General features: G+C 51.0%; 25 protein-coding genes, 1 pseudogene and 1 riboswitch. Of the genes and pseudogenes, 17 read left to right on the top strand and 9 right to left on the bottom strand.

What is annotated here, in order from left to right; translation table 11 throughout:
• The 7 genes and pseudogenes from FKW19_RS14485 to FKW19_RS14455 form a co-directional block, all read left to right on the top strand.
• A pseudogene (locus tag FKW19_RS14485) lies at window positions 1–336 on the top strand (hypothetical protein); the annotation flags it as partial.
• 27 nt (window positions 337–363) lie between these two features.
• Window positions 364–675 (top strand): hypothetical protein, encoded by a 312-nt coding sequence (locus tag FKW19_RS14480; RefSeq protein WP_019089530.1) that lies wholly within the window; start codon window positions 364–366, stop codon window positions 673–675.
• Window positions 676–874: 199 nt separating this feature from the next.
• The gene (locus tag FKW19_RS14475; RefSeq protein ID WP_089179974.1) at window positions 875–1,432 is read left to right on the top strand and encodes a lysozyme; all 558 of its coding nucleotides are present in this window, start codon (window positions 875–877) and stop codon (window positions 1,430–1,432) included.
• The gene (locus FKW19_RS14470; protein WP_089179685.1) at window positions 1,429–1,611 is read left to right on the top strand and encodes a hypothetical protein; all 183 of its coding nucleotides are present in this window, start codon (window positions 1,429–1,431) and stop codon (window positions 1,609–1,611) included. The genes FKW19_RS14475 and FKW19_RS14470 overlap by 4 nt, the downstream gene beginning before the upstream one ends.
• Entirely contained in the window at window positions 1,604–1,915 is a 312-nt protein-coding gene (locus FKW19_RS14465; RefSeq protein WP_089179684.1) for a hypothetical protein, read from the top strand. Before FKW19_RS14470 ends, FKW19_RS14465 begins: the two co-directional genes overlap by 8 nt.
• A gap of 39 nt (window positions 1,916–1,954) precedes the next feature.
• Complete coding sequence (locus FKW19_RS14460) at window positions 1,955–2,335, top strand: hypothetical protein (protein ID WP_089179683.1); 381 nt, start codon at window positions 1,955–1,957, stop codon at window positions 2,333–2,335.
• Between the two features lies 1 nt (window position 2,336).
• Complete coding sequence (locus FKW19_RS14455) at window positions 2,337–2,537, top strand: hypothetical protein (RefSeq protein ID WP_089179682.1); 201 nt, start codon at window positions 2,337–2,339, stop codon at window positions 2,535–2,537.
• A gap of 126 nt (window positions 2,538–2,663) precedes the next feature.
• Here the strand turns inward: FKW19_RS14455 and FKW19_RS16105 are convergent, their stop codons facing one another.
• The 5 genes from FKW19_RS16105 to FKW19_RS14430 form a co-directional block, all read right to left on the bottom strand.
• The gene (locus tag FKW19_RS16105) at window positions 2,664–3,107 is read right to left on the bottom strand and encodes a MucR family transcriptional regulator (RefSeq protein ID WP_370512893.1); all 444 of its coding nucleotides are present in this window, start codon (window positions 3,105–3,107) and stop codon (window positions 2,664–2,666) included.
• 134 nt (window positions 3,108–3,241) lie between these two features.
• The gene (locus FKW19_RS14445) at window positions 3,242–3,643 is read right to left on the bottom strand and encodes a hypothetical protein (protein ID WP_116100208.1); all 402 of its coding nucleotides are present in this window, start codon (window positions 3,641–3,643) and stop codon (window positions 3,242–3,244) included.
• The gene (locus tag FKW19_RS14440) at window positions 3,630–3,863 is read right to left on the bottom strand and encodes a hypothetical protein (RefSeq protein ID WP_089179679.1); all 234 of its coding nucleotides are present in this window, start codon (window positions 3,861–3,863) and stop codon (window positions 3,630–3,632) included. Before FKW19_RS14440 ends, FKW19_RS14445 begins: the two co-directional genes overlap by 14 nt.
• Window positions 3,863–4,648 carry a hypothetical protein gene (locus tag FKW19_RS14435; RefSeq protein ID WP_089179678.1) on the bottom strand — a complete coding sequence of 262 codons (786 nt, stop codon included), beginning with the start codon at window positions 4,646–4,648 and terminating at the stop codon, window positions 3,863–3,865. The genes FKW19_RS14440 and FKW19_RS14435 overlap by 1 nt, the downstream gene beginning before the upstream one ends.
• Before the next feature lie 387 nt (window positions 4,649–5,035).
• Window positions 5,036–5,953, bottom strand: a complete 918-nt coding sequence (locus FKW19_RS14430; RefSeq protein ID WP_089179677.1) for a LysR family transcriptional regulator — start codon at window positions 5,951–5,953, stop codon at window positions 5,036–5,038.
• A 64-nt stretch (window positions 5,954–6,017) separates the two neighbouring features.
• Between FKW19_RS14430 and FKW19_RS14425 the strand changes: the two genes are divergently transcribed.
• From FKW19_RS14425 to gcvP, 6 genes are all read left to right on the top strand, one after another.
• Window positions 6,018–8,444: a hypothetical protein gene (locus tag FKW19_RS14425; protein WP_089179676.1), complete on the top strand. Its 2,427-nt coding sequence runs from the start codon at window positions 6,018–6,020 to the stop codon at window positions 8,442–8,444.
• A 154-nt stretch (window positions 8,445–8,598) separates the two neighbouring features.
• Window positions 8,599–9,066: an adenosylmethionine decarboxylase gene (gene speD, locus FKW19_RS14420; RefSeq protein WP_035352291.1), complete on the top strand. Its 468-nt coding sequence runs from the start codon at window positions 8,599–8,601 to the stop codon at window positions 9,064–9,066.
• A gap of 111 nt (window positions 9,067–9,177) precedes the next feature.
• Window positions 9,178–10,050 carry a polyamine aminopropyltransferase gene (gene speE, locus FKW19_RS14415; RefSeq protein ID WP_089179675.1) on the top strand — a complete coding sequence of 291 codons (873 nt, stop codon included), beginning with the start codon at window positions 9,178–9,180 and terminating at the stop codon, window positions 10,048–10,050.
• A gap of 52 nt (window positions 10,051–10,102) precedes the next feature.
• Window positions 10,103–10,188: riboswitch (glycine riboswitch) on the top strand.
• Between the two features lie 159 nt (window positions 10,189–10,347).
• Complete coding sequence (gene gcvT, locus FKW19_RS14410) at window positions 10,348–11,484, top strand: glycine cleavage system aminomethyltransferase GcvT (RefSeq protein WP_089179674.1); 1,137 nt, start codon at window positions 10,348–10,350, stop codon at window positions 11,482–11,484.
• Between the two features lie 43 nt (window positions 11,485–11,527).
• Window positions 11,528–11,893: a glycine cleavage system protein GcvH gene (gene gcvH / locus FKW19_RS14405; protein WP_006115367.1), complete on the top strand. Its 366-nt coding sequence runs from the start codon at window positions 11,528–11,530 to the stop codon at window positions 11,891–11,893.
• A 20-nt stretch (window positions 11,894–11,913) separates the two neighbouring features.
• Window positions 11,914–14,874, top strand: a complete 2,961-nt coding sequence (gene gcvP / locus FKW19_RS14400) for an aminomethyl-transferring glycine dehydrogenase (protein WP_193561120.1) — start codon at window positions 11,914–11,916, stop codon at window positions 14,872–14,874.
• A gap of 166 nt (window positions 14,875–15,040) precedes the next feature.
• On the opposite strand, the gene FKW19_RS14395 is transcribed toward gcvP, so the two are convergent.
• From FKW19_RS14395 to FKW19_RS14380, 4 genes are all read right to left on the bottom strand, one after another.
• Window positions 15,041–15,814 carry a CHAP domain-containing protein gene (locus FKW19_RS14395; RefSeq protein WP_089179672.1) on the bottom strand — a complete coding sequence of 258 codons (774 nt, stop codon included), beginning with the start codon at window positions 15,812–15,814 and terminating at the stop codon, window positions 15,041–15,043.
• A gap of 294 nt (window positions 15,815–16,108) precedes the next feature.
• Window positions 16,109–16,459, bottom strand: coding sequence for a RidA family protein (locus FKW19_RS14390; protein WP_003624223.1), 351 nt, complete (start codon window positions 16,457–16,459; stop codon window positions 16,109–16,111).
• 88 nt (window positions 16,460–16,547) lie between these two features.
• Window positions 16,548–17,198 (bottom strand): NTP transferase domain-containing protein, encoded by a 651-nt coding sequence (locus tag FKW19_RS14385; protein WP_089179671.1) that lies wholly within the window; start codon window positions 17,196–17,198, stop codon window positions 16,548–16,550.
• Window positions 17,192–18,283 (bottom strand): XdhC family protein, encoded by a 1,092-nt coding sequence (locus tag FKW19_RS14380; protein WP_089179670.1) that lies wholly within the window; start codon window positions 18,281–18,283, stop codon window positions 17,192–17,194. Before FKW19_RS14380 ends, FKW19_RS14385 begins: the two co-directional genes overlap by 7 nt.
• A 115-nt stretch (window positions 18,284–18,398) precedes the next feature.
• Here FKW19_RS14380 and FKW19_RS14375 point away from each other — a divergent pair, with 115 nt between their 5' ends.
• From FKW19_RS14375 to FKW19_RS14360, 4 genes are all read left to right on the top strand, one after another.
• The gene (locus tag FKW19_RS14375; protein ID WP_003631043.1) at window positions 18,399–18,821 is read left to right on the top strand and encodes a host attachment protein; all 423 of its coding nucleotides are present in this window, start codon (window positions 18,399–18,401) and stop codon (window positions 18,819–18,821) included.
• Window positions 18,822–18,937: 116 nt separating this feature from the next.
• A complete protein-coding gene (locus tag FKW19_RS14370; protein ID WP_089179669.1) occupies window positions 18,938–19,609 on the top strand; it encodes an MBL fold metallo-hydrolase in 672 nt (223 codons plus the stop codon).
• Complete coding sequence (locus FKW19_RS14365; protein ID WP_089179668.1) at window positions 19,606–20,136, top strand: DUF192 domain-containing protein; 531 nt, start codon at window positions 19,606–19,608, stop codon at window positions 20,134–20,136. The genes FKW19_RS14370 and FKW19_RS14365 overlap by 4 nt, the downstream gene beginning before the upstream one ends.
• 83 nt (window positions 20,137–20,219) lie before the next feature.
• Window positions 20,220–21,194, top strand: a complete 975-nt coding sequence (locus FKW19_RS14360) for an NAD-dependent epimerase/dehydratase family protein (protein ID WP_089179973.1) — start codon at window positions 20,220–20,222, stop codon at window positions 21,192–21,194.
• Window positions 21,195–21,295: the final 101 nt, after the last annotated feature.

The following is a 21,295-nucleotide window of genomic DNA, read 5'->3' as shown; positions in this document are numbered from 1 at the left end:
CGCAACATGAGCACCAAGAGCACTACCGGGCTGGATAGCTCCGTGACGGTGAATACCGGCATGAGCGGGGCCGAGTTTGTCACGCCTGCATGGATGCGGCGCAAAGCTGTGGTGGATCATGAATCCTTGGATCTGGCTGACGTGCCGGTGCTGGAGCAAATCCTGCTGCTGGGCGCATCTGGCGCGAATGTGCTGTTTGTGCCGGATCCTGATGCCGATGCCCCCACGCTGAACCTGCGTAGCCTGTTTGGCCGCATCCAGCGCGGAGATCTGAGCAATCCCTATGGCGCTGCCCTGCGGCAGCAGACCAGCTTCACCATTACCGAGCGGCTTTAGGCCGCTTTTTTTATATCAGGACACATTATGCCCACAGCAGAAAACGATGGTGCAGATCTGCGCACCGTCCTGGCAAAACTCGACACCATGCAAGGGGATCTCAGTGAGGTGAAAAAGGATCAGCGAGAAGAGCGCGATGCCCGCGTTGCCCTGGCGGCACGCACGGATGCGCTGGAAAAGCGGGATACGCTGATTTTATCCAAGATCGACAAAATGGCGATTGATGATGCCGAACGCGCTGGTGCCACGCGTCTGACCATGTGGGTTGCCAGTATGCTGGGGCCAACCGGCATCGCAACGCTGGCCGCGGCGCTTTATCACCTGTTCAGTCATCCCTAGCTGACTGCACTGTTTGTCAATGCAGAAGTATTCAGTTCTGAACAGTTCTGAAAAACTGAAACACGCCCATATATGAAGCCATTCCAAATGGCTGTTTTCTGCGGGTTTTATGCTCTGGTGGACTAATTCAGCCAGAGTGTCTGCAAATTCGTCCACTCCGGCCGCCATTGTGCGGCCTTTTTTGTATCCGGAAAAACAGATGAATGATTCCATCCAACTGGCGGCATGCCTGTGCCGCAAGTTCGAAGGCCTGCGCCTGCATCCTTACGTTTGCCCGGCGGGTTACTGGTCTATTGGTTATGGCAATCGTGCCCTGGCCAACGGGGCCGCCGTAACTGCCAAAACTGCGCCCATTACGCAGCAGCAGGCCGAAACCCTGTTGGTTTTCACGCTGGCAGGCCTGCGGGTAAAGCTGCGCCAGTTGGTGCGCACGCAGCTTTCGCCAAACCGTGAAGGTGCCCTGCTGGATTTCCAGTACAATCTGGGCACAACGGCACTGGCAGGTTCCACACTGCTGAAAGATCTGAACGCGGGCCACGATATCGCAGCCAGTGATCAGCTCCTGCTGTGGAACCACATGCACCGCAACGGCCAGCTGATTACGGTGCCCGGCCTTACGGCACGGCGCCATGCGGAATGGTTGCTCTGGAGCGGGGTTAATCCCTGCGATTCGCAGCCAGTAGCACCTGCACCCTCCCCTACTTCCACAGATCAACTCAACGCGGCGGAATTAGACCGCGTGAAGGAGAACGCATGAGCGAGCGAGATCCTCTGTCCCGGCATGAACTAGATTGCCTGGCAGATCTGCTGTTTGACCGTTTTGCCCAACGCCTGCGGCAAAGCGGTTTTCGGCTGAATGAAGAAAATATCGTCATCGAGCGCGTGGATATCATCAACACACTGCCCGTGAGCCTGCGTGGTGCTGGCCATGGCTGACACATCAACAGCCAAAACAACCCTTGCGCAAACGGCAAAAGCGGGTGGCATTGTCAGCACATTGGTTCTGGCGCTTACGCAACTGCCTCAGCCATATGCCCATTGGGTGGAAATTGGCCTGAGCGCCGCAGCTATTCTGGGGTTTGTGGCAACGCAGATCCCTGCACCGCCTGCCGGTTCCAAGTTATGGCCAGTTTACCGGGCGCTTAACTTTTTTGCTGCCAACTGGGGCCAAGCCGCCAATGCAGCCATCCTGATGCGCACAAAGGCTGCGGCCACGCCATCGGAACCAAAGGCGAACTAAACGTTCGCCTGCTCATCTTTATACAAGAAAGACAATCCAATGAAAAAAGCATTCCTTGCTCTGGGGCTGCTACCCCTACTGGCTGCCTGTGGCGCAACGCCACAAGCCAAGTTGAGCCAGACTGTTTACGATGTGGACAGTTCCTATCACGTTCTGGCGCAGCCGATTCCCGATGCCATTAAAGGCAACGTGCCGGGCATCACCCTAACGGACACGCAAAAGGATCTTGCCAAGCGGGCAAGCCAGACCGTGTTTAATGAAATCGCGTCTCTGGAAACCTCTATTGAGCACGGCAACAGTATCACCCAGACCGGCGTGAACGCACTCCAGACCGATTTTCTTTCATTCGAAACCTGCTGGGCAGGCCTGAAAACCGGCACCACGCCGGATGCCTGCGCGGCCCTTGGCGGGAGCAAATAACATGAACGCAACAGAAATCAGCGCCATCCTTGGTGTAGTTGGTACCGTAGCTGGTCTGGCCGAAAAATACGGGCCGGAAGTTTACGAGACGGTGAAAGAAGCCATTGAGCAGTCCAAGAGCAAGACTGGACCAACTGTGGCGGATATTCAGGCCATCTTTGCCAAATGTCAGGCCGATAACGCGGCTATCCAGTCCGCATGACGCCAGATTTTGAATGCGGCATGATTGTTGGTGGCGGGGGAGTTTTCCTCGCCACTATCGCCCTGGCTGTGGGCTGGCGATTGCTGGTGGTGCGATCTGATTTTTGGTGGAAAATTAGAGGATAAGTTAACGTTTCCTGCGTTTTCTCTGATATTCACGCGCATTGTCAGCGTCCCGCCCATCTGCACGTTTGCCTCCGGGCGGGATTTGTGGATGATCTATTTTTGCCGCTCTACTAGATTGCTCCGCAATATCCCACGGCACGCGATGGCCACGGCCAGAATGGCGAGCGGCAGCGGATGCCGCAACCGGATCAGATTTTATTCTGCCGGTTGCGTGTAGATTGCGAGCTATTTCAGACCGCTGCGCTTTGTAAACGGTTCCTGATAATCCGCGACCAGCCGGAATGCAGAACATTTGCCGGTATTCTGCCGAGGTAACTCCGTGAGATTTTAAATGTTTTCCAGATAGGATTAAAAACCTACGTCCGCATATCAGGCATTCAATATCCTCGCTAGAGAGGTATTCATCAACCTCTGCGCGGCTGCTGAACGGTTTTGATCGAAACATCATAGAGGTATATCCCGGCTGACGCCGGGAACTGAGAACTTTCTTAGGTTGCCTATGGAACATAAGACGGTTCATCCCTGCTAACGCGGGGAAATTAAAATATTCATTCGTAAAACATGAATGTCAACAGGTAATCATTGCTCCCATCCATCACCCAAATCTCTAAATGGTTCTGGGCCTGAAAAAAATGGGCGCAGAACTCTGTATTGTGTTGCACCCATAGTGCGCCACTGGTCAACCTGTTGGCGTAACCAGCGGTGCAGCGGAATAGAGGCTGCCGCCTCATCATAGCGTGCCAATTTTAGTCGTTTCCTAATAGGGAGCAATTCTACCGCGTGCGGAGATCCTGCGGTTGTCATCCCGCGCAAAATATCGCGCTCAGGTTGTCCAAGCAGCGAAAAATCTATCTCAATTTTTACTGGTGTTGATTTCCAGTGAGACCCATTCCTGCCGTAGCCCATGGCTGCCATTCTGCGTGATGGGTAATATATTTTTGGTTTTTTTCTGCTCCATAACTTTAATTCAATGGTTTCCATACTCTTCTTCTGCTTTTTCTATTGCAATCTGTATTTCATTTAGACGTTTTTTTGCTAACTCTATAAGATTTAGAGCTGTATTAGGTCTAACTTTTTGTGTTCCGGCTGCAATGCGCTGCATATTCCGGGGTGAAGCAAAGCCTAATTCTTTGGCTGTTTGGGGAACCCAATATTCCCCAAATATTAGCCTGGCCAGCTCGCAAAATTTATCGTTTTCCATTATTCCCCCGCTGTTGCGGCCTGAAACCACCCGGAATTATTTAGGAATGCCTGCCAAAACTCACTGCTGTTACGCTGCCGGTCATTGATTTCATTTGACGTTTTAACAATATTCCGCCAGCCGAATCGTGGCGCATCATTGTTCTGCCCGTAAAAATCGAGAATTCGTTTTAGCGCATCATTCTCGTTGGTTTCGGGGGAAATTGAGCAGGCGATTTGAGCCAGAGCATTGGCGCATGCGGAATCGTATTTTTCTGCCGTTGCATCGCTGGATGCAATCAAATCCAGATCGTCGGAAAACTCACCGGCCCGCTGTGCAGCACGGATGCGTTTGTTATCTGCGCGGCCATCAGGCTTGAGCCACAGGCTGTGCGCAATTTCAGCAACTGTAGCTGTCTGGGCATTGATTGCAGAAACAATTTTTGCAGAAACGCTCATTTCAACCTCATTCAGGGCCGGGGCATCCTCTGTGATTTCCGTGGCTACTTTGATAGCAGCCATAACTTCATTGGAGAGCGTGTCAGGAATATTTTTGGAGTGGAATTCGCCAGTTGCAACATCAAACCAGATTTTCCCAAAATCCAGTGCAACCAGGATTTCCTGACCGCGTGCGTTGCTGATTTTTTCGCCGTTCAGTTTAGCGCTGGAAACACGGCCTTTACGCAGGCAATATTCAAACCCAATCAGCTCAGCAGTTACGTCAGCATTGAAATAGATCCGATGCATTTCATCGCGAATCCACTCGGCGCCACCAAGAGCAATCATTTTTTCAACAGAGTATTTCATTTTTCGGCCCTTACCGTTTCCCGCGGCCCGTGCCGCTTCATGTCCGAATATCGGACATTTTAACTTTAAATGCAATAGGAAAATTTAGGAATGCGCATTTTTTAACCAAGAGCCGCCATAGGTAGCGGACAGGCTCTTGGCTTGCAGGTGTTATAACGAGGGCTGAACTATTGGGGAACACCGAAAAATGCGGAACTTCAACTGGCTGCTAATATGAGAAATTAGGTTATAAAAAAACACGCTAACTCATTGATATTAGGTGAGCATAAATTACAGGTTATAAAGTATAACCCATTGATATTTCGTTATATGTTTATTCCCTCCCGGCTCACCATTTTAAAATCTTCCAAAATATAAAAGACAGTTTTAGTGCCTATAACCCTTGGGTTATGCCGCTTTTTCCCATGGTGGAATCGGGCCATAGCACTGCGCAAGATAATCAATCATGGCGCGGACTTTTAAGGGAATACTTGTGCCGGGTGCATACACGGCGTGTAAGTCTGGCCCCGGTGTGGTGGGATAATCCAATGATAAAGCAATAAGTTGGCCTTGTTGCAGTTCTTGGCTCACAACAAAAAGCGGCAGGTAAGCAATGCCTGCGCCAGCTACTGCGGCTTCTCGCAAAGCATCTCCATTATTGGCGGAAAGTAGGCCGGAAACAGAAACGGTTTTTTCTCCGCTTTCTCCAAAATGCCAACGGGATGCGCTATTGTTTCCGCTAAGGGTGTATCCAAGACAATTGTGCTGCTGCAATTCATTTACATGCGTGGGTGTGCCAGCCTTTTCTAAATAAGCAGGAGAGGCACAGATAATCATACGCACAGCAGCCAATTTACGTGCACGCAGCGTACTGACTGTTAGGTTGCGGATACGCAGCGTAAGATCCCACCCTTCCTCAACCAAATCAACGGGTCTGTCATTCAAGCCAAGCTCTACCTGAACCTGCGGATATCTTCTGCTAAATTCAGGCAGATAAGGCGCGACATACCGAATAGCGAAGGAAACCGGAGCGTTAAGGCGTAATTGCCCACGTGGTTCACGGTACTGCTCGCTTACAGTTTGCTCCATGTGTTCTACATCAGCCAGAATTTTTTGGCAGCTTTCCAAAAACAGGCGTCCTGCTTCGGTTAAGGAAAGATGCCGCGTGCTACGTTGAAAGAGAGAAACTCCTAACCGGGCTTCCAGTGCTGTCACATGTTTGGTTACCATTGTTGGGGAAAGCGCCATAAGGCGTGCTGCCCCTGTAAAGCTGCCCGCAGCTACAACTTTGACAAAAATCTGCATACTGGTGATGCGATCGAGCATTTATAGTGCCCCGGCATGATGGAAATGGTGAGTTTTTTCTAGCACAGACCGTGGCTCCTTTGTCATGCAGGTCGTATGCTGCCAAAAGCAGCGTTGCAGCACGTTTGAGGTTGGAGAAGATGTGGCAACAGGTAAATCCGTAATGGGCAGATATATGTGCGGAATGCTTTTCGCCTATTTGTTGCTGCCCAGGTTGCCGGCTGTAGCAGGTGAAGATGGCCTGCATGCGCTTCCCGTTTCAGCAGTGCAGGAGGAATCTCTGGATGGCCAGCAAGGGGCATCTCTTTTTTTGCCTATAGGAGCAGAGGTTGCTCTTGCGGCTTTCTGGTCTGGGTCTGATTTGCTGATCGTGGCAGACCGTCCCGTGACTTCGTTAGTTCATAATTTTACAGGGCAAGGCATATTTGCAGATACGGATGTAACGGTGCTGGAATACGCCACGGTTTTGCGCGTTCATGTGCCGTCTCATCCACATATTGCGTTACATAAAAAGCTGGATGGCTGGTTGCTGGAACAGCTTCCAAAAGGCGATACAGGTAGCGTAAGGGCTGCACCGCCTGCGGTTATGATGCCAGAAGCCGTTCTGTTTCCACAAAAACAGTCTGGGCACGTTATCTCGTTTCCAGATCCGACAACTGGCGTACGTTTGCTGATAACGCCGTCTGTCATGGAAACGGGATATCGCTCTTCTTACCGGGCCATAGGGTATGGTGTGCGAGATTCTGCCCAAGGTATTGTAGTGGCTGCGGATTCATCGCAAATCAGATTAGATGTTGTTGCAGATAAAGGCGTATTCCTCTCTGCTTTAGGGCTGGATGCTTTGCCTGTAGGGCAGGGAACAGCAGAGACAGTGCCACCCGAAGGTGGGTTAGACTGGTTCTGGCTGGGACTGCATGCTGCACCAGTTGTCATTTTACAAAAGAACTGGCTTAGCGCGAAGGTTGACGCCGAAAAAGCACCACCTTCTTTACGATGGCCTGCGCAGGTTGCTGCTGCGCGCGCTGCTTTTGTGGCTGGGTATCCAGCAGATGCGTGGCGTCTTGTAAAAAATATGCCTCAGCGATCTGAACCGGGAGGCCCCCCAACGGGAGTGCTCTTTCTGCGGGCCTGCGCAGCGTTATTAAGCCATGATGTGGATGCTGCGGCATCCGTTCTGACGCAGATGGATGGAGCCCCCCCAGAACTGGAAATATGGCACGCATTGTATCTGATGATGAGTGGCGCAAACAGCAAAGATGCTTCTGTTTTACTTGCGCGTCATTACGAACAGATTCTGCGCTATCCACAACCGCTGCGTGATCTGCTTCTTCCACAAGTTACAAATTATATCGCGCGTTATGGTGCGGATGAAACAGCTCTGATTTTGGAGCCTTTACCCAGTGATGGCGTTTATGATCTTGCGCGAGCGCGCATGCAGGATCGTGAAGGGAATGTAGAAACCGCACGGGTTACGCTGGAAAATCTAACGGCTGCGGCAGATCCAGAAAAAGCCGCTTATGCGCGTGCAGATCTGGTGAATTTTCTGTTGCAGCATGATCAGATTGCTGCGGCCATGGCTGCCGAGAGCTTTCAACACCTTCTTGATGGAAAAGAAGGTGTTGGAAAGCTTGTGCCTACTGCTCGGGCATATACCAGTTTGTTATTATCTACAGCACTTGTGCAATGTGGTCGGGCACGACAGGCTTTAGCTGTGCTGGGCGGGCTTTCTGCCTCTGCACAAACGCCATATGACAGGTTGGAGGCTGTGCGACGGCAGGCTTTGTATGTGCTTGTGTTTAATACCTTACCATCTGGTAAAGCTGTAAGCGGAGAGGATGGGGCGTTATCCGCAGAGCAACGGGTGCATATTTTGCAGACCCAATTGTCTTTACTGGAAGAGAATACATCTAAGGCAAAACTGTTAAGAGGTTACGGAACGCTTCTATTGCAGATAGGGCAAGCCGAGGCTGCTGTTATGGCGTTCAAACAAGCCGTTGTGTTGACGGCTGATCCGGTAGCACGCGCAGAAATACAGGAGCAGATTGTTCAGGCAGCTTTCAAGGCGGGAAATGTGAATGCCGCCATGGAAGCATTGGAACAAAGCACTGTTCCCGGCTTGCCGGAGGATATGGCTGCCCGCCGCCATTATGATGAAGCGCATCTTGCGCTTACCAAGGGGGATAGGGCTGGGGCATTGGCCTTACTGGCGGATGATGAATCCGACACTGGTTTAGAATTGCGCGGGCAATTGTATGAGCAAGGCAAGCAATGGGCAGATGCTGTGCGCGTGGTGGGCCGCTTGGCTAGCCGTGCTTTACCAGAAACAGGGCTTTTAACAGAACCGCAGCAAGACCTTGCCATGCAGCTTGCCACCGATTCTGCCGCCGCACATGATGCAGATACCTTGCAGCGTTTAAAGGCTTGGTTAGCAGGGCGAACGCTGGGAAAAGAGCGCGATCGTCAGCTTGACATGCTTGTGAAACAAACTGTGCATTATTCTACAGAGCGTTGATTATTCTGTATTTTGGGGTGGCGTGTTTCTGAAAAATTTATGAAACACGTAAATAATGCTTGCAACGCAGGCGCAGGGGTCTTACCAAGCGCGCTCTTGGCCCAAGGGGGCAATTTTTGCCCAACAGGCTGTCTACTGGTTTGGGGGTACGTCTATGAACGCACTTGCTCAACTGGGGATGGTCTCGGAACACCCGAGCAATAACCAGGCATTTTCTGTTCCGGTCTCGTCTGCTGACGAAGAGCGTAAAGATTACTTCGTCGAAAAGAATGGCGAGAAGTTTGCAGGTACTCACCTGCTTGTCGATATGTGGGGTGCCACAAATCTGGATGATCCAGAAAAGATCGACACAACACTGTGCGAAGCAGCGCGTGCTGCTGGGGCCACAATCCTGCACAGTCATTTCCATCATTTTTCACCCAATGGGGGTGTTTCTGGCGTGGTGGTGCTGGCTGAAAGCCATATTTCCATTCACACATGGCCAGAACGCAACTTTGCTGCGGTGGACATCTTTATGTGTGGTGCGTGTGATCCGCACCTGTCCATCCCTGTTATGCAGCGTCTCTTTCAGGCCAAACGGCTTGAGGTGGATGAAGAACGCCGTGGCCGCGTGGTTGCCTAAAGGCTGTTTTTCTTAAAGTTGTAAAACTCTGTTTGATCGTCGTGCTGCTACAGTTCTGTAAAAGGGCTGTATCAGTGCAGCTCATGACGTATTTGGGAAGATAAGGCTGGTATGGCTGAAACATGGATTGAAGAAACCCTATATGATAACTGGGGGCAGCACTTCCGTGTGGTAAAGGAACTGGCCCGCACGCGAAGCCCGTTTCAGGATATTGTTGTTTTTGAAAGTGAATCCCACGGTCGTGTGCTCATGCTGGATGGCGTAGTGCAGATTACCGAAAAGGATGAATTTGTTTATCAGGAAATGCTTACGCATGTTCCTCTGTTTACTCACCCCAACCCGAAAAAAGTGCTGATTATTGGCGCAGGGGATGGCGGGGTACTGCGCCGCGTTCTGGAACATCCCGGCATCGAAAAAGCTGTGATGGTGGAAATTGATGGTGCTGTTATAGAGCTTTCAAAACAGCATCTGCCATCTATTGCCGGTGATGCGTGGAATAATCCGCGGGCAGAAGTGATTGTGGGGGATGGAATAGATTACGTTGCCCGCGCAGATAATGCCTCGTTTGACGTGATTATTGTTGATAGCACAGACCCGATAGGTGTGGGCGAAGTGCTGTTTACAGATTCATTTTACGAACATTGCGCACGTATCCTTACCGCCGAAGGGCTGATTGTAAACCAGTGCGGTGTGCCGTTTATGCAGGCGGATGAACTGCATGAAACCAGTGTGCGGCGTGCAAAATTTTTTCCGCATGTGTCTGCCTATGTGGCTGCTGTGCCAACTTATGTAGGTGGGTTTATGACACTGGGGATCGCCAGCAAAGGTCGCAACCTGCAAGCGCAGGATGTAGAGCAGGTGCGTGCCCGTGCTCAGGAAGCTGGTATTTTGGAAAAAACCCAGTACTGGACGCCTGAAATCCACGTAGGTTCGTTTAATCTACCGCCTTATATTGCCAAGCATTTGCCTAAAGCTGCGGGGTAATACGCATAATAGGGGCCGTGATTGACTTGAAAGCGAAATGATGTCACGGTTCCTTAACGCAGAGGGAGAGACTGGCTTAGCCAGCGCCGAAGGAGCAACCGCCCCGGAAACTCTCAGGCAGAAGGACCCTGCGTTTTAAAACTTCTGGAGAGAGGTGCAATCGCACCCGCCGACGGGATAGCGATCTCAGGCAAAAGCACAGAAGGGGCAGCGGATTATGTAATCCGGAGCCTCGTGTTGTGCTGATGTGTCTGTCAGATTGCAGTGGGTTCCGGCCTTTTTGGCAAGGCGGCGTGCATGGGCACCGATACTCTCCTTCATACTCCCCTCTATTCATTGCATGAAGAATCCGGCGGCAAAATGGTGCCGTTTGCGGGTTATGCCATGCCTTTGCAGTATGCAGATGGCATTATGGCCGAGCATCGGCATGTGCGTGAGCATGTTGGTCTGTTTGATGTTTCCCATATGGGGCAAGTGCTGCTGCGCCCGCGTTCGGGGGATGTAGATAATGCGGCGCTGGCGCTGGAAAAACTGGTGCCAGCAGATATTGCTGCCCTTAAACATGGCCGCCAGCGTTATACCCAGTTTACCAATGCCGAAGGCGGTATTCTGGATGATCTGATGGTGGCGCGTCTGGAAGATGGTCTGCTGCTGGTTGTTAACGCCGCATGTAAGGAGGCTGATCTTGAGCTTCTGCAATCTGCACTGGTGGCAGAATGCGTTGTAGAGCCGCAGGAAGATCGCGCATTGCTTGCCTTGCAGGGGCCGGAAGCTGAACAAGTTTTGGCAGCGTTTGCTGAAGATGTGCGCAAGATGATGTTCATGGATGTGCGTACGCTGGATGTAGACGGTGCCCGCTGTGTTATTTCCCGTTCCGGCTATACGGGAGAAGATGGGTTTGAAATTTCTGTTTCCGCCAAGGATGCAGATCGGGTTGCCCGTAAACTGCTAGAACAGCCAAACGTCAAACTGATTGGCTTAGGTGCCCGAGATAGCCTGCGGCTTGAAGCCGGGCTGTGCTTGTATGGGGCGGATATTGATACAACCACCACTCCGGTTGAGGCCGCGCTTGAATGGTCTATCCAGAAGTCTCGCCGCAATGGTGGCGCGCGTGCAGGTGGTTTTCCGGGTGCCGATATTATTCTTGGCCAGCTTGAAAATGGAGTAAGCCGCCGCCGCGTTGGATTGCGGCCGGAGGGGCGTGCGCCTGTGCGCCATGATGCACCTTTATATGCAGACGCAGAATTTGCCACGCATATCGGCAAGGTAACGTCTGGTGCATTTGGCCCCACAGTAGGTGGCCCGGTGGCGATGGGCTATGTGGCAAGCAATGATACCCAAATAGGGCACACCATTTTTGCTGAATTGCGGGGGCGTTCTGTACCTTCCGTCGTGAGTGCACTGCCTTTTGTGCCAGCGCATTTCAAACGCTAGGCCGTTGATACATTAATTTACGCTTAACTGGAGAAATTGAGAAATGACCCTGTATTTCACAAAAGAACACGAATGGCTGCGCGTTGAGGGTGCAACAGCAACCGTGGGCATCACTCGCCATGCGGCTGATGAACTGGGTGAACTGGTGTTTATTGAAGCCCGCCCATCGGGCACGGAAGTCAAAGCTGGGGAATCCATCGCAGTTGTGGAATCCGTTAAGGCAGCTTCCGATATTTACGCGCCAGTTGATGGTGAGGTTTTGGAAAGCAATGCAGCACTGGCTGATGATCCAGCACGGGTAAGCTCTGACCCTGAAGGCGAAGGTTGGATTGTCAAATTTCGCGTTGCTAATCCAGATCAGCTTTCTGGGCTGATGGATGCCGCAGCATATGCAGCTTTTGTAGGCTGATTTCTGCCTGATTGGAAAAAATGGCCTGTTCCAAACAGGCCTTGTTCAGGAAAAATTTCTGCATGTTCTCCCTTGCTCCCGGTTCGGATGCGCGTTCCCAACAGAATATTGAAGCTCTTCCCGCTTTTGCTGCCTTAAAAGCTGAAGGTGAGGCGTTTGCTACGCGCCACATTGGCCCGACTGTGGCAGATCAGGCCGAAATGCTGCGTGTTGTTGGTGCGGCCTCCTTGGATGATCTGATAGATCAGACACTTCCTGCTTCCATTCGTGCCACACAGCCTTTGGGGCTTGGTGCTGGATGGACGGAAACACAGGTTCTTGCACGCCTGCGTGAACTGGCCGGACAAAATCAGGTTATGACATCCCTGATTGGGCAAGGGTATTACGGTACGGTACTGCCCGCTGTTATCCAGCGGAATATTCTGGAAAATCCGGCTTGGTACACAGCTTACACGCCGTATCAGCCAGAAATCAGCCAAGGGCGTCTGGAAGCCCTGTTGAACTTCCAAACCATGATTACAGAGCTGACAGGGTTGGATATCGCCAACTCTTCTCTGCTAGATGAAGCAACAGCAGCGGCAGAAGCCATGGCGTTGGCTCGCCGGGTTGCAACCTCTAAGTCTACTGTCTTTTTTGTAGATGCAGAATGTCTCCCGCAGACAATCGCTGTGTTGAAAACCCGTGCAGAGCCTATGGGCATTACGCTCCAGATTGGGCAGCCTGAAACAGATTTGGATGCCCAAAACGTATTTGGAGCCATTTTCCAATATCCCGGCACATCCGGCCAGATTGCAAACCCGCAAAAGCAGATAGAAAGCCTGCATGCCGCGGGGGGTATTGCTGTTATGGCGGCAGATCCGCTGGCTTTAACGTTGCTGGCTTCTCCCGGTGAACTGGGGGCGGATATTGCTATTGGTTCTACCCAGCGCTTTGGTATTCCCATGGGGTATGGTGGGCCGCATGCAGCTTATATGGCTGTGCGGGATGCCTATAAACGGAGCATGCCGGGGCGTTTGGTTGGGGTATCGGTCGATAGTGCTGGGCGCCCGGCCTATCGTCTCGCCCTGCAAACGCGTGAACAGCATATCCGGCGTGAAAAAGCGACATCCAATATCTGCACGGCGCAGGTGTTGCTGGCTGTTATTGCGGGCATGTATGCCGTTTATCATGGCCCAGAAGGTCTGAAGGCAATTGCACAGCGCATTCATGATCTGGCTGCGACACTGGCCGCTGGTTTGCGCGCATTGGGCGTAACTGTTGAAACAACCGCATTTTTTGACACGCTGACGGTGAATGTAGGCGAAGGTGCTGTTGACCTTCTGGAACGTGCGCGTTTTGCTGGCATGAATCTGCGTAATGCAGGGAATGGCCGTATTGGCATCAGTCTGGATGAAACCAGCACGCCGGAAACTGTTTACGCTGTATGGTCTGTTTTTTGCGCTGAACACGGGCGTGTAGAAAAAATGGCGCAGGCGCTTGTGGCGGCTTCCACAGCATTGCCTGATGGTGTGCGCCGCCAGTCTGGCTTTATGGCGCAGCCTGTGTTCCGCTCCTGTAGTTCAGAAACGGATATGCTGCGTTACCTGCGGCGCTTGTCAGACAAGGATCTGGCGTTGGATCGGACAATGATTCCGCTGGGTTCTTGTACCATGAAGCTGAACGCCACGGTGGAAATGCTGCCCATTACGTGGTCTGGTTTTTGTGACATTCATCCGTTTGCACCGGCAGATCAGGCAAAAGGGTATCAGGTTCTTTTGCAGGATCTGGAAAAGTGGCTGTGTGCTATCAGCGGTTATGATGCTGTTTCTTTCCAACCTAATTCTGGCGCGCAGGGGGAATATGCAGGTTTGCTTGTTATTCGTGCGTATCATCAGGGGCGTGGGGAAGGGCATCGGACAGTTTGTTTAATTCCGGCTTCTGCGCATGGTACCAACCCAGCTTCTGCCCAAATGGCGGGCATGAAGGTTGTGGTGGTAAAGTGTGATGCAGGCGGCAACATTGATCTGGAAGACATGCGTGAGAAAATAAAGGCGCATGCGAATGATCTGGCCGCAGTGATGATCACTTATCCTTCTACTCATGGCGTGTTTGAAGAAAACATGCGTGAAATCTGTGATCTGGTGCACTCAGCCGGTGGGCAGGTATATGTGGATGGCGCCAACATGAATGCTCAGGTTGGGCTTGCACGCCCGGCAGACTACGGTGGGGATGTTAGCCACTTTAACCTGCATAAAACTTTCTGCATTCCACATGGTGGCGGTGGCCCGGGTATGGGGCCAATTGGTGTGCGGGCACATTTGGCACCTTATCTGCCCGGAAACCCGGCAGATGTAGATGTTGTTATGGCTGTAAGCGCTGCTCCTTTTGGATCAGCTTCTATTCTGCCGATCTCATGGGCTTATATTCGCTTAATGGGAGATGAAGGCCTAAAACGGGCTACGCAGGTGGCTATTCTGAACGCCAATTATATTGTGAGCCGCCTGAAAGATGCGTACCCTGTGCTTTACGAAGGGGCACACGGGCGCGTTGCGCATGAATGTATTCTGGATTTACGACCGATCAAGAATACAACAGGCGTTACTGTGGATGATATGTCCAAGCGTTTGGTGGATTACGGTTTTCACGCGCCAACAGTTAGCTTTCCGGTGGCCGGCACATTCATGATCGAGCCAACCGAATCTGAAGGAAAAGCGGAGCTGGATCGTTTTTGCGATGCCATGCTGGCTATACGTGAGGAAGTGCGTGCAGTTGAAAGTGGTAAGGTTACGGCAGAAGATGCAGTGTTGCGTCATGCCCCTCATACAGGTCTTGCACTAACTGCAACGGAATGGACGCATCCTTATACACGGCAGGAAGCGTGTTTCCCCGGTAATGTGCAGCTTTCTACCAAATATTGGCCACCTGTAGGCCGAATTGACAACGTATATGGTGATAGAAACCTAGTTTGCTCTTGTCCAGATATTGCTGAATGGATGGAATAAGCTCATCGTTTCTGATGGTTACTAAGAAAGGGGGCAACCAGAAGAGGTTGCTCCCCTTTTTTTTATGCTCTGCGTAAGAGTTTCTTGTTATGGAAAAAGCAATAAAAAACGCCCGACAAAGCCGAGCGTTGAAAAGAAGATTCTGCAAAGAAACTAAAGGTTGGTTTCAGTTGTTATCATCAAAGGCAATATTCGGATCTTCCTGACCAGCAGAGATCTGGCGAGGTGTTGCCGGAGCCTGTGCCAGCTGCGTGGTGGTGCCTTTTTTGGCCCATGCTGTCATAACTTCCTGCTGCATGTTCCGTTCTGCACCAGGGTGGCGTGCATAAATAAAGCCGTAAGTTGGATAGATGGACCCGAAACCACCAGAATGATTGTTAAGGGCTACACGAACGGCAGACCAATCATTGTTTGGAGAAACGTCAATCACGGCTACGTTGCGGCTGATGCCTGCCTGTGCCCAGTGTGACTGATCAATCATAATGGTGCGGTTATCTACAACATTGCGCACAACAGCAACATGGCCCAAAGGCATGCGGCGTGTTGCACGGAAGTTCAGCACACTACCTGCTTCTGGTGCATGGCCACGGTCATAAACGCCACTTGCGTTATGCCACCAATCACGCGCATTGCCATGCAGCACCACTTCAGATGCAGATTTGGCATAAGCAACGCACTGAATAACGTGCCCACCATAATACCCGGAACGATAACGCCCCGCAGATGGGTGCCAGCGGCCACCTGCGTATCGGCCTGCCACATGGCCGGACGCAGAAAATACAATTTTATGCACACCGCTATGGTGAGCGGCGGCATGATGGGTGCGGGCAGATGCAGAAGCAGTAAAGGCAGAAACGGACAGAAAAGACAAAACGGCCAGCTTCAGTTTGAAAATTCCGGACCGTCCGTGCCGCATTGTGCTTACCTTTCCTGATCGCATTTGCCGTGAGTTGGGGTACTGCAATGTTCGGGTTCAGGTATTAAACATCCATGCAGATCAGGCAAGCGTTCATTGCGCACCAAAATCGTTAAAGTTACTCTTTGCTTCATTGATGGGTATCAAAAAGGAAAAATAGGATTTTTATCCTACGTTACGTCATAAATTCGCCTGATTCCGTTTCATTCCAGCCTTTGTTTAAGAGAATAGGGAACACGCGCCAGTTGGTGATGATTCGGAGGAATGTTGCATGAATGCCACGTTTTCTCACATCACCAACTGGTCAATATTAAGGGCTTATTTTGTGGTGGTGACCATGATTTCCACAAGGATACGTGGGTCAGCCATCACAGCCTGAACACAAGCGCGGGCAGGGGCCATATTTTCTGGCAGCCAAGCGCTCCAGATTTTATTCAGCTTGTCACGGTCATTAATGTCTTTCACCCAGATCTGAGCTTGCAGAATGCGGGTGTTATCTGTGCCGTGCTGCTCTAGCAGTGTGTCAATCTGTTCCAGCACATCACGTGTCTGGCCTTCAACATCCTGATCCAGATTGCGGGCAACAACACCCTGCGTGAAAATAAAGCCGTGATATTCAACCGCAGCAGAAAGAATGGGGTTGGGGTTAGTGCGTAGAATTTTGCTCATGGTGAGACCTTGTTGAAAAACAGATAAAACGACCGTTCAGTGAAAACTTACGGTCTGTTGTGAATTGTCGGAGGGTGTGTCCGTCTGGTCAACTGCTAGGAAAAGCCATCTGCTGATATATTTTCAGCCGTTCTGGCGTATCAAAATCGACCAATTCGGTAGAATTGGCTGGAATGAGGCGTATATCAGCGCCCAGACTGCGTAAAACAGCCCGGCCGCCCTGATCTCCCGTAACCTGGAGCAATTTACTGAATTGTGATGGATTCCAGACAACAGGATTTCCAGCCTTGCCGTCTCGTAACGGTGCGGTGGCGGCAGGAGCATATTGATTCTGGTTCTCCAACAGTGTGTTCAACAGCGTTGTGGAAACCAGAGGCATGTCGCCCAGACATATAAGAAGGCTTTGTGCATTTCCTGCTTGAGCAGCCTGAACACCTGCATGCAGAGAAGCGGAAAGGCCCAAGCGCGCATTCAAAACAGTTTGTAGCTGTAGCCTGTCTGCTTTCAAGGAGTGGGAGAAATGCGCTTGCACAATGGTTTCAAGCTCTGGCTGGTCTGGCGGTAGAAGGGCCAGAATAGTTTCAGCTTTGCTGTTGAGAATATTTTTGAGTGTCTGAACCAGCATAGGTTGCCCGGTAGCGTCCGGAGCCAATAATTTGTGGGCTGGGGCAGTACGGGCAGAACGACCTGCGCATAGCACGCAGGCCCATGTTCCTGGCAGAAACGCAGGTTTTACCACCCGCGAATGTCTGACAAGGGGGCATGGCGGCGGGTGGCAACTATTTCCGCCATAATAGAAAGAGCAATTTCCTCAGCCCCTACTGCACCAATAGCTAAGCCAACTGGGCCGCGTATGCGTTTGAGATCCTGCTCGGTAAAGCCAAGAGTTTGCAAGCGTTGCAACCGACTCGCCTGTGTTTTGCGAGACCCCAAAGCACCAATATAAAAAGCTGGGCTTTTCAGGGCTGCTTCAAGTGTTGGGTCATCTAGTTTGGCATCATGTGTTAGGGTTACGATGGCAGTCATGCTATCAACCCCTAAGGTTTCCAGAGCTTCATCCGGCCATTCTGTAATAAGGGTGCTTCCACTTTCCAGCCCCGGAAAGCGGTCTGCTGTCGCCAGTGCTTCGCGCGGGTCTATGACGATGGGAGAAAAGCCGGTTATCTGCGCCAAGCGAGCAAGATACTGCGCAATATGCACAGCGCCCACTATAAGAAGCCGAGGTGGCGGAATAATGGGTTGCACAAACCATTTTTGCCCAAGAGCTTCTTCTATTGCTGCGCAGCGCCCTTCTTGCAGATGGTCGAAGGCAACTTCCTTCACGAATGGTGGAAGCTCTTCGAAAGTGCTTTTTTGGTGTTCCTGCGCAAGAATGTGCTGCTTGCCATCCAAGCTGCGCACCAACACTGCGGCTTTTCGAGCCGCTTGAAGATCGCATATCTGCTCTAGCAGGTGTAGCGGCCATGTTCCGGTTGGGCAGGCAGGGCTTTGAACGGCTTCTACCATAACATCCAGTGTGCCTCCGCAGGCCAACCCGACTTCCCACGCCTTGGCACTGCTAACACCATAGGAAAGAACGGTTGGTGCTTGCCCTTCCATAATTTCTTGTGCGTGGAGCATAACATCTGTTTCCACACAGCCGCCACTTACGGAACCTTCCATAAGGCCATTTTTGCTCATAACCATATTGCTGCCTGGGGGGCGGGGGGAACTCCCCCATGTGCCTGTTACGGTTGCAATGGCAACGGCTTGGCCCTGACGGGCCCAGAGCAGGGCATGATCCAGAGGAGTAACAAGTTGGGAAAAGAAGGGTGGAATTGTCATGCCTCAATCCTATATCACTCAGCACGCAGACTGCACATCAGCAGCGCAGCAGCGCTGGTGGTTAAATGTCGCATAATAAGGCATGCTGGCAGGCTGATAGAGTGATTTGAAAAGGATGTATTCCATGACGGAAGCAAGAGATGGCCTGGTAGTTTATGTTGTTGCAGATGGTGGCAAAGTGCGTTTTTTGCATGATGCAGAAGGCGAAATGCGCGATGTGCAGGATTTTGACACGCGTGGCCATGAAGGTACTCCGGGTAAAATGCCTTCTGGCTCTACCCCGGCGGATGATGCGAAAGATGCTTTTGCCCGCGTTGTGGCAGACCGCATGAACAGCATGATTGCGCATGGCGGCAAGGTTGATGGGTTTGTGGTGGCTGCTCCGGCACCAATTATTCATGAAATCAAGACGCATCTGAGCAAGCCTGCAACGGCAAAGATTATCAAAACCTTCACCAAGGATCTAACCAACGTGCCTGCGCATGAATTGCGTAAGCACTTTGATATTCCAGAAACAGGCTGGGTGCTGCCTCAATAAGCAGAGCATTTTTGCTGTATAAAAAGCTGCCAGACACTGGTTCTGGCAGCTTTTTTTTGTGTAAAACTCATAAAAACATTCTTTAGATAATTTATAGAGAACAAGAGGAATAAGGCATGCACGTCAATTACCCGGATATGCAGTTGCGTATCGTGCCGGTTACGCCATTTCGGCAGAATTGCTCTGTTCTGTGGAATGAAAAAACACGTAAAGCCGTTATTGTAGATGCTGGTGGAGACGCGAATGTCCTGCTGGATTTCTTAAAAAAAAATATACTGGAAGTAGAAGCCATTCTGCTCACGCATGGTCATCTAGATCATGCCGGAGGGGTGGCGGCTTTGTGTCGTGGGTTGGAAAATACGCAGGTAACGCGGCCAGATGTCATTGGGCCGAATATTCATGATCAATTTTTGCTCCAATCCATTGTAGAGCAAGCTCGGCATTTTGGGCTTTCAGATTTAGAAAATGCAGATGTTGACCGTTTCACCCAAGATGGTGAAAGTCTGAACTATCTAGGATGTACATTTCGTGTTGTGCATGCTCCGGGGCATACGCCCGGGCATGTTGTATTTGTGGATGAAAAGGCCCGTTTTGCTTTTGGGGGAGATGTTCTTTTTAGAGGAACAATAGGTAGAACCGATTTTGCATACGGTAATAGCCAACAGCTTATTCAAGGCATAAAGGAAAAACTACTTCCTTTAGGGGATGATATTGTTATCGTGCCTGGGCATGGCGGGTTGACGACATTAGGGGCAGAACGTGCCAGTAATCCATTTCTGCAAAGATGATGGGACCGAGGAGAACAGATAAGGTGCTGACAAAAAAACTGTTGGGGCTGATGGCAGCCTGCATGATCGGCGGTGCCGCGGGTTCTCTCTTACCTGCTTATGCAGAAGAAACGGGAGAGCCAACACACGCTCAGGCTGAATTACAGCGGGAAGAATTGGCTATAGTTTCCCCCAGTGGGCGGCATGTTTTTTCAGTTGAGTTGGCAAAAACTCCGCGTGAGCAGCAGGTAGGGGAAATGTTCCGCCAACATCTGCCAGAAAACTCTGGCATGCTTTTTGTGTGGAAAACACCACAGCAGAGTGACATGTGGATGGAAAATACGCTGATTCCGCTGGATATTGTTTTTATAGATGCGGATCATCGTATTCAGGCCATTACAGAAAATGCAGTGCCACGCAGCTTGGCACGAATCAGCAGTCATGGCCCGGTAGCTGCTACGCTTGAGCTGGCAGGGGGGGTAACTGCCAAGTTTGGCATTACTGTAGGCGATAAGGTGGAATCACCATCTTTAGGTAAAAAGCTTTAATTAGCAGCCGCTTTTGCGGCTGAGATTCTGCAGTAATCATGGGTGGGGCCAAAAAGTTGCCCTGCGGCGTGGGGCAATACATTTTGACACTTTTGGTAACTGGAGCCGCTGGGTTTGTCGGCTTCCATGTCACGCAGGCTCTTTTGGCGCGTGGCGAGCAGGTGATCGGGGTTGATAATCTGAACGGTTATTATAATCCCCAACTCAAGCAGGCGCGCCTTGCTCTGCTTGAGGCGCATCCACAGTTTTCTTTTTATTACTGCGATCTGGATCAGCCAGAAAATTTGCAAGAGCTACAAAAGAAAGCCCCCAATATAGAGGGTATCTTTCATTTTGCAGCGCAAGCAGGTGTGCGCTACTCGTTGAAAGACCCTTATATCTTTGCAGATTCCAATGTGCGCGGCCATGTAGCGATGCTGGAATTTGCGCGTGAACTGCCAGCCCTAAAGCACTTTGTGTATGCTTCGTCGTCTTCTGTATATGGGCGTAATCGTAAATTACCGTTTTCAGAAACAGATCCTGTAGATCATCCGGGATCTTTTTACGCCGTTACAAAGCGCGCGGCTGAACTGGCATCATCCGCCTATAGCCATCTGTATAATATCCCTCAAACAGGCCTGCGGTTTTTTACGGTGTATGGTCCGTGGGGGCGGCCGGACATGGCTTATTACAGTTTTGCCCGTGCGATTACGGAGGGGCGGGATGTTACCCTTTATGAGGGAGCATCTTTGGCACGGGATTTTACATATATTGATGATGTGGTTGCCGCAGTGCTGGCAGTCTACGAGCAAGCACCCCCAGCAGCAGAACCTCGTGTGCTTAATATAGGGAACCATCATCCAGAACCGGTGAAGTATTTGGTGGAGCTGTTGGAGCAGACTTTGGAGCGTAAAGCTGCAATCCGTTATCTGCCGCGTCCTGAATCTGATGTGGAAAAGACATGGGCCGATATTACGGCTATTCAACAGCTAACAGGATGGACCCCGCAAACCACATTGGAAGAGGGTATTCCTGAGTTTACGCGTTGGTTTCAAGATTGTGGGCGAGATTTCAGTTGATCTGATTCGGATAACGGAATCGGGTGTTTGTAAGGATATTGTTTATTTTCAGGTGGTTACATTTTTTCTGATTTTAGGGATTGACGTTATATTATGGTGGG

This window comes from Acetobacter sp. DmW_125128, assembly GCF_008704325.1.
Classification (GTDB): Bacteria; Pseudomonadota; Alphaproteobacteria; order Acetobacterales; family Acetobacteraceae; genus Acetobacter; species Acetobacter oryzifermentans.
The sequence above is the reverse complement of the archived record's forward strand: the minus strand, read 5'-3'. Positions and strand labels throughout refer to the sequence as shown.

Bases quoted from the DNA above. Each gene is read 5' to 3' on its own strand.
- FKW19_RS14380 (WP_089179670.1), bottom strand. From the start codon at position 18,283: ATGACAATTCCACCCTTCTTTTCCCAACTTGTTACTCCTCTGGATCAT.
- FKW19_RS14375 (WP_003631043.1), top strand. From the start codon at position 18,399: ATGTATTCCATGACGGAAGCAAGAGATGGCCTGGTAGTTTATGTTGTT.
- FKW19_RS14480 (WP_019089530.1), top strand. From the start codon at position 364: ATGCCCACAGCAGAAAACGATGGTGCAGATCTGCGCACCGTCCTGGCA.
- FKW19_RS14370 (WP_089179669.1), top strand. From the start codon at position 18,938: ATGCACGTCAATTACCCGGATATGCAGTTGCGTATCGTGCCGGTTACG.
- FKW19_RS14460 (WP_089179683.1), top strand. From the start codon at position 1,955: ATGAAAAAAGCATTCCTTGCTCTGGGGCTGCTACCCCTACTGGCTGCC.
- gcvP (WP_193561120.1), top strand. From the start codon at position 11,914: ATGGCCTGTTCCAAACAGGCCTTGTTCAGGAAAAATTTCTGCATGTTC.
- FKW19_RS14365 (WP_089179668.1), top strand. From the start codon at position 19,606: ATGATGGGACCGAGGAGAACAGATAAGGTGCTGACAAAAAAACTGTTG.
- FKW19_RS14395 (WP_089179672.1), bottom strand. From the start codon at position 15,814: ATGCGATCAGGAAAGGTAAGCACAATGCGGCACGGACGGTCCGGAATT.
- FKW19_RS14475 (WP_089179974.1), top strand. From the start codon at position 875: ATGAATGATTCCATCCAACTGGCGGCATGCCTGTGCCGCAAGTTCGAA.
- FKW19_RS14465 (WP_089179684.1), top strand. From the start codon at position 1,604: ATGGCTGACACATCAACAGCCAAAACAACCCTTGCGCAAACGGCAAAA.
- FKW19_RS14455 (WP_089179682.1), top strand. From the start codon at position 2,337: ATGAACGCAACAGAAATCAGCGCCATCCTTGGTGTAGTTGGTACCGTA.
- FKW19_RS14425 (WP_089179676.1), top strand. From the start codon at position 6,018: ATGCAGGTCGTATGCTGCCAAAAGCAGCGTTGCAGCACGTTTGAGGTT.
- gcvH (WP_006115367.1), top strand. From the start codon at position 11,528: ATGACCCTGTATTTCACAAAAGAACACGAATGGCTGCGCGTTGAGGGT.
- FKW19_RS14470 (WP_089179685.1), top strand. From the start codon at position 1,429: ATGAGCGAGCGAGATCCTCTGTCCCGGCATGAACTAGATTGCCTGGCA.
- FKW19_RS14390 (WP_003624223.1), bottom strand. From the start codon at position 16,459: ATGAGCAAAATTCTACGCACTAACCCCAACCCCATTCTTTCTGCTGCG.
- speE (WP_089179675.1), top strand. From the start codon at position 9,178: ATGGCTGAAACATGGATTGAAGAAACCCTATATGATAACTGGGGGCAG.
- FKW19_RS16105 (WP_370512893.1), bottom strand. From the start codon at position 3,107: ATGTTTCGATCAAAACCGTTCAGCAGCCGCGCAGAGGTTGATGAATAC.
- FKW19_RS14430 (WP_089179677.1), bottom strand. From the start codon at position 5,953: ATGCTCGATCGCATCACCAGTATGCAGATTTTTGTCAAAGTTGTAGCT.
- FKW19_RS14445 (WP_116100208.1), bottom strand. From the start codon at position 3,643: ATGGAAACCATTGAATTAAAGTTATGGAGCAGAAAAAAACCAAAAATA.
- FKW19_RS14435 (WP_089179678.1), bottom strand. From the start codon at position 4,648: ATGAAATACTCTGTTGAAAAAATGATTGCTCTTGGTGGCGCCGAGTGG.
- speD (WP_035352291.1), top strand. From the start codon at position 8,599: ATGAACGCACTTGCTCAACTGGGGATGGTCTCGGAACACCCGAGCAAT.
- gcvT (WP_089179674.1), top strand. From the start codon at position 10,348: ATGGGCACCGATACTCTCCTTCATACTCCCCTCTATTCATTGCATGAA.
- FKW19_RS14440 (WP_089179679.1), bottom strand. From the start codon at position 3,863: ATGGAAAACGATAAATTTTGCGAGCTGGCCAGGCTAATATTTGGGGAA.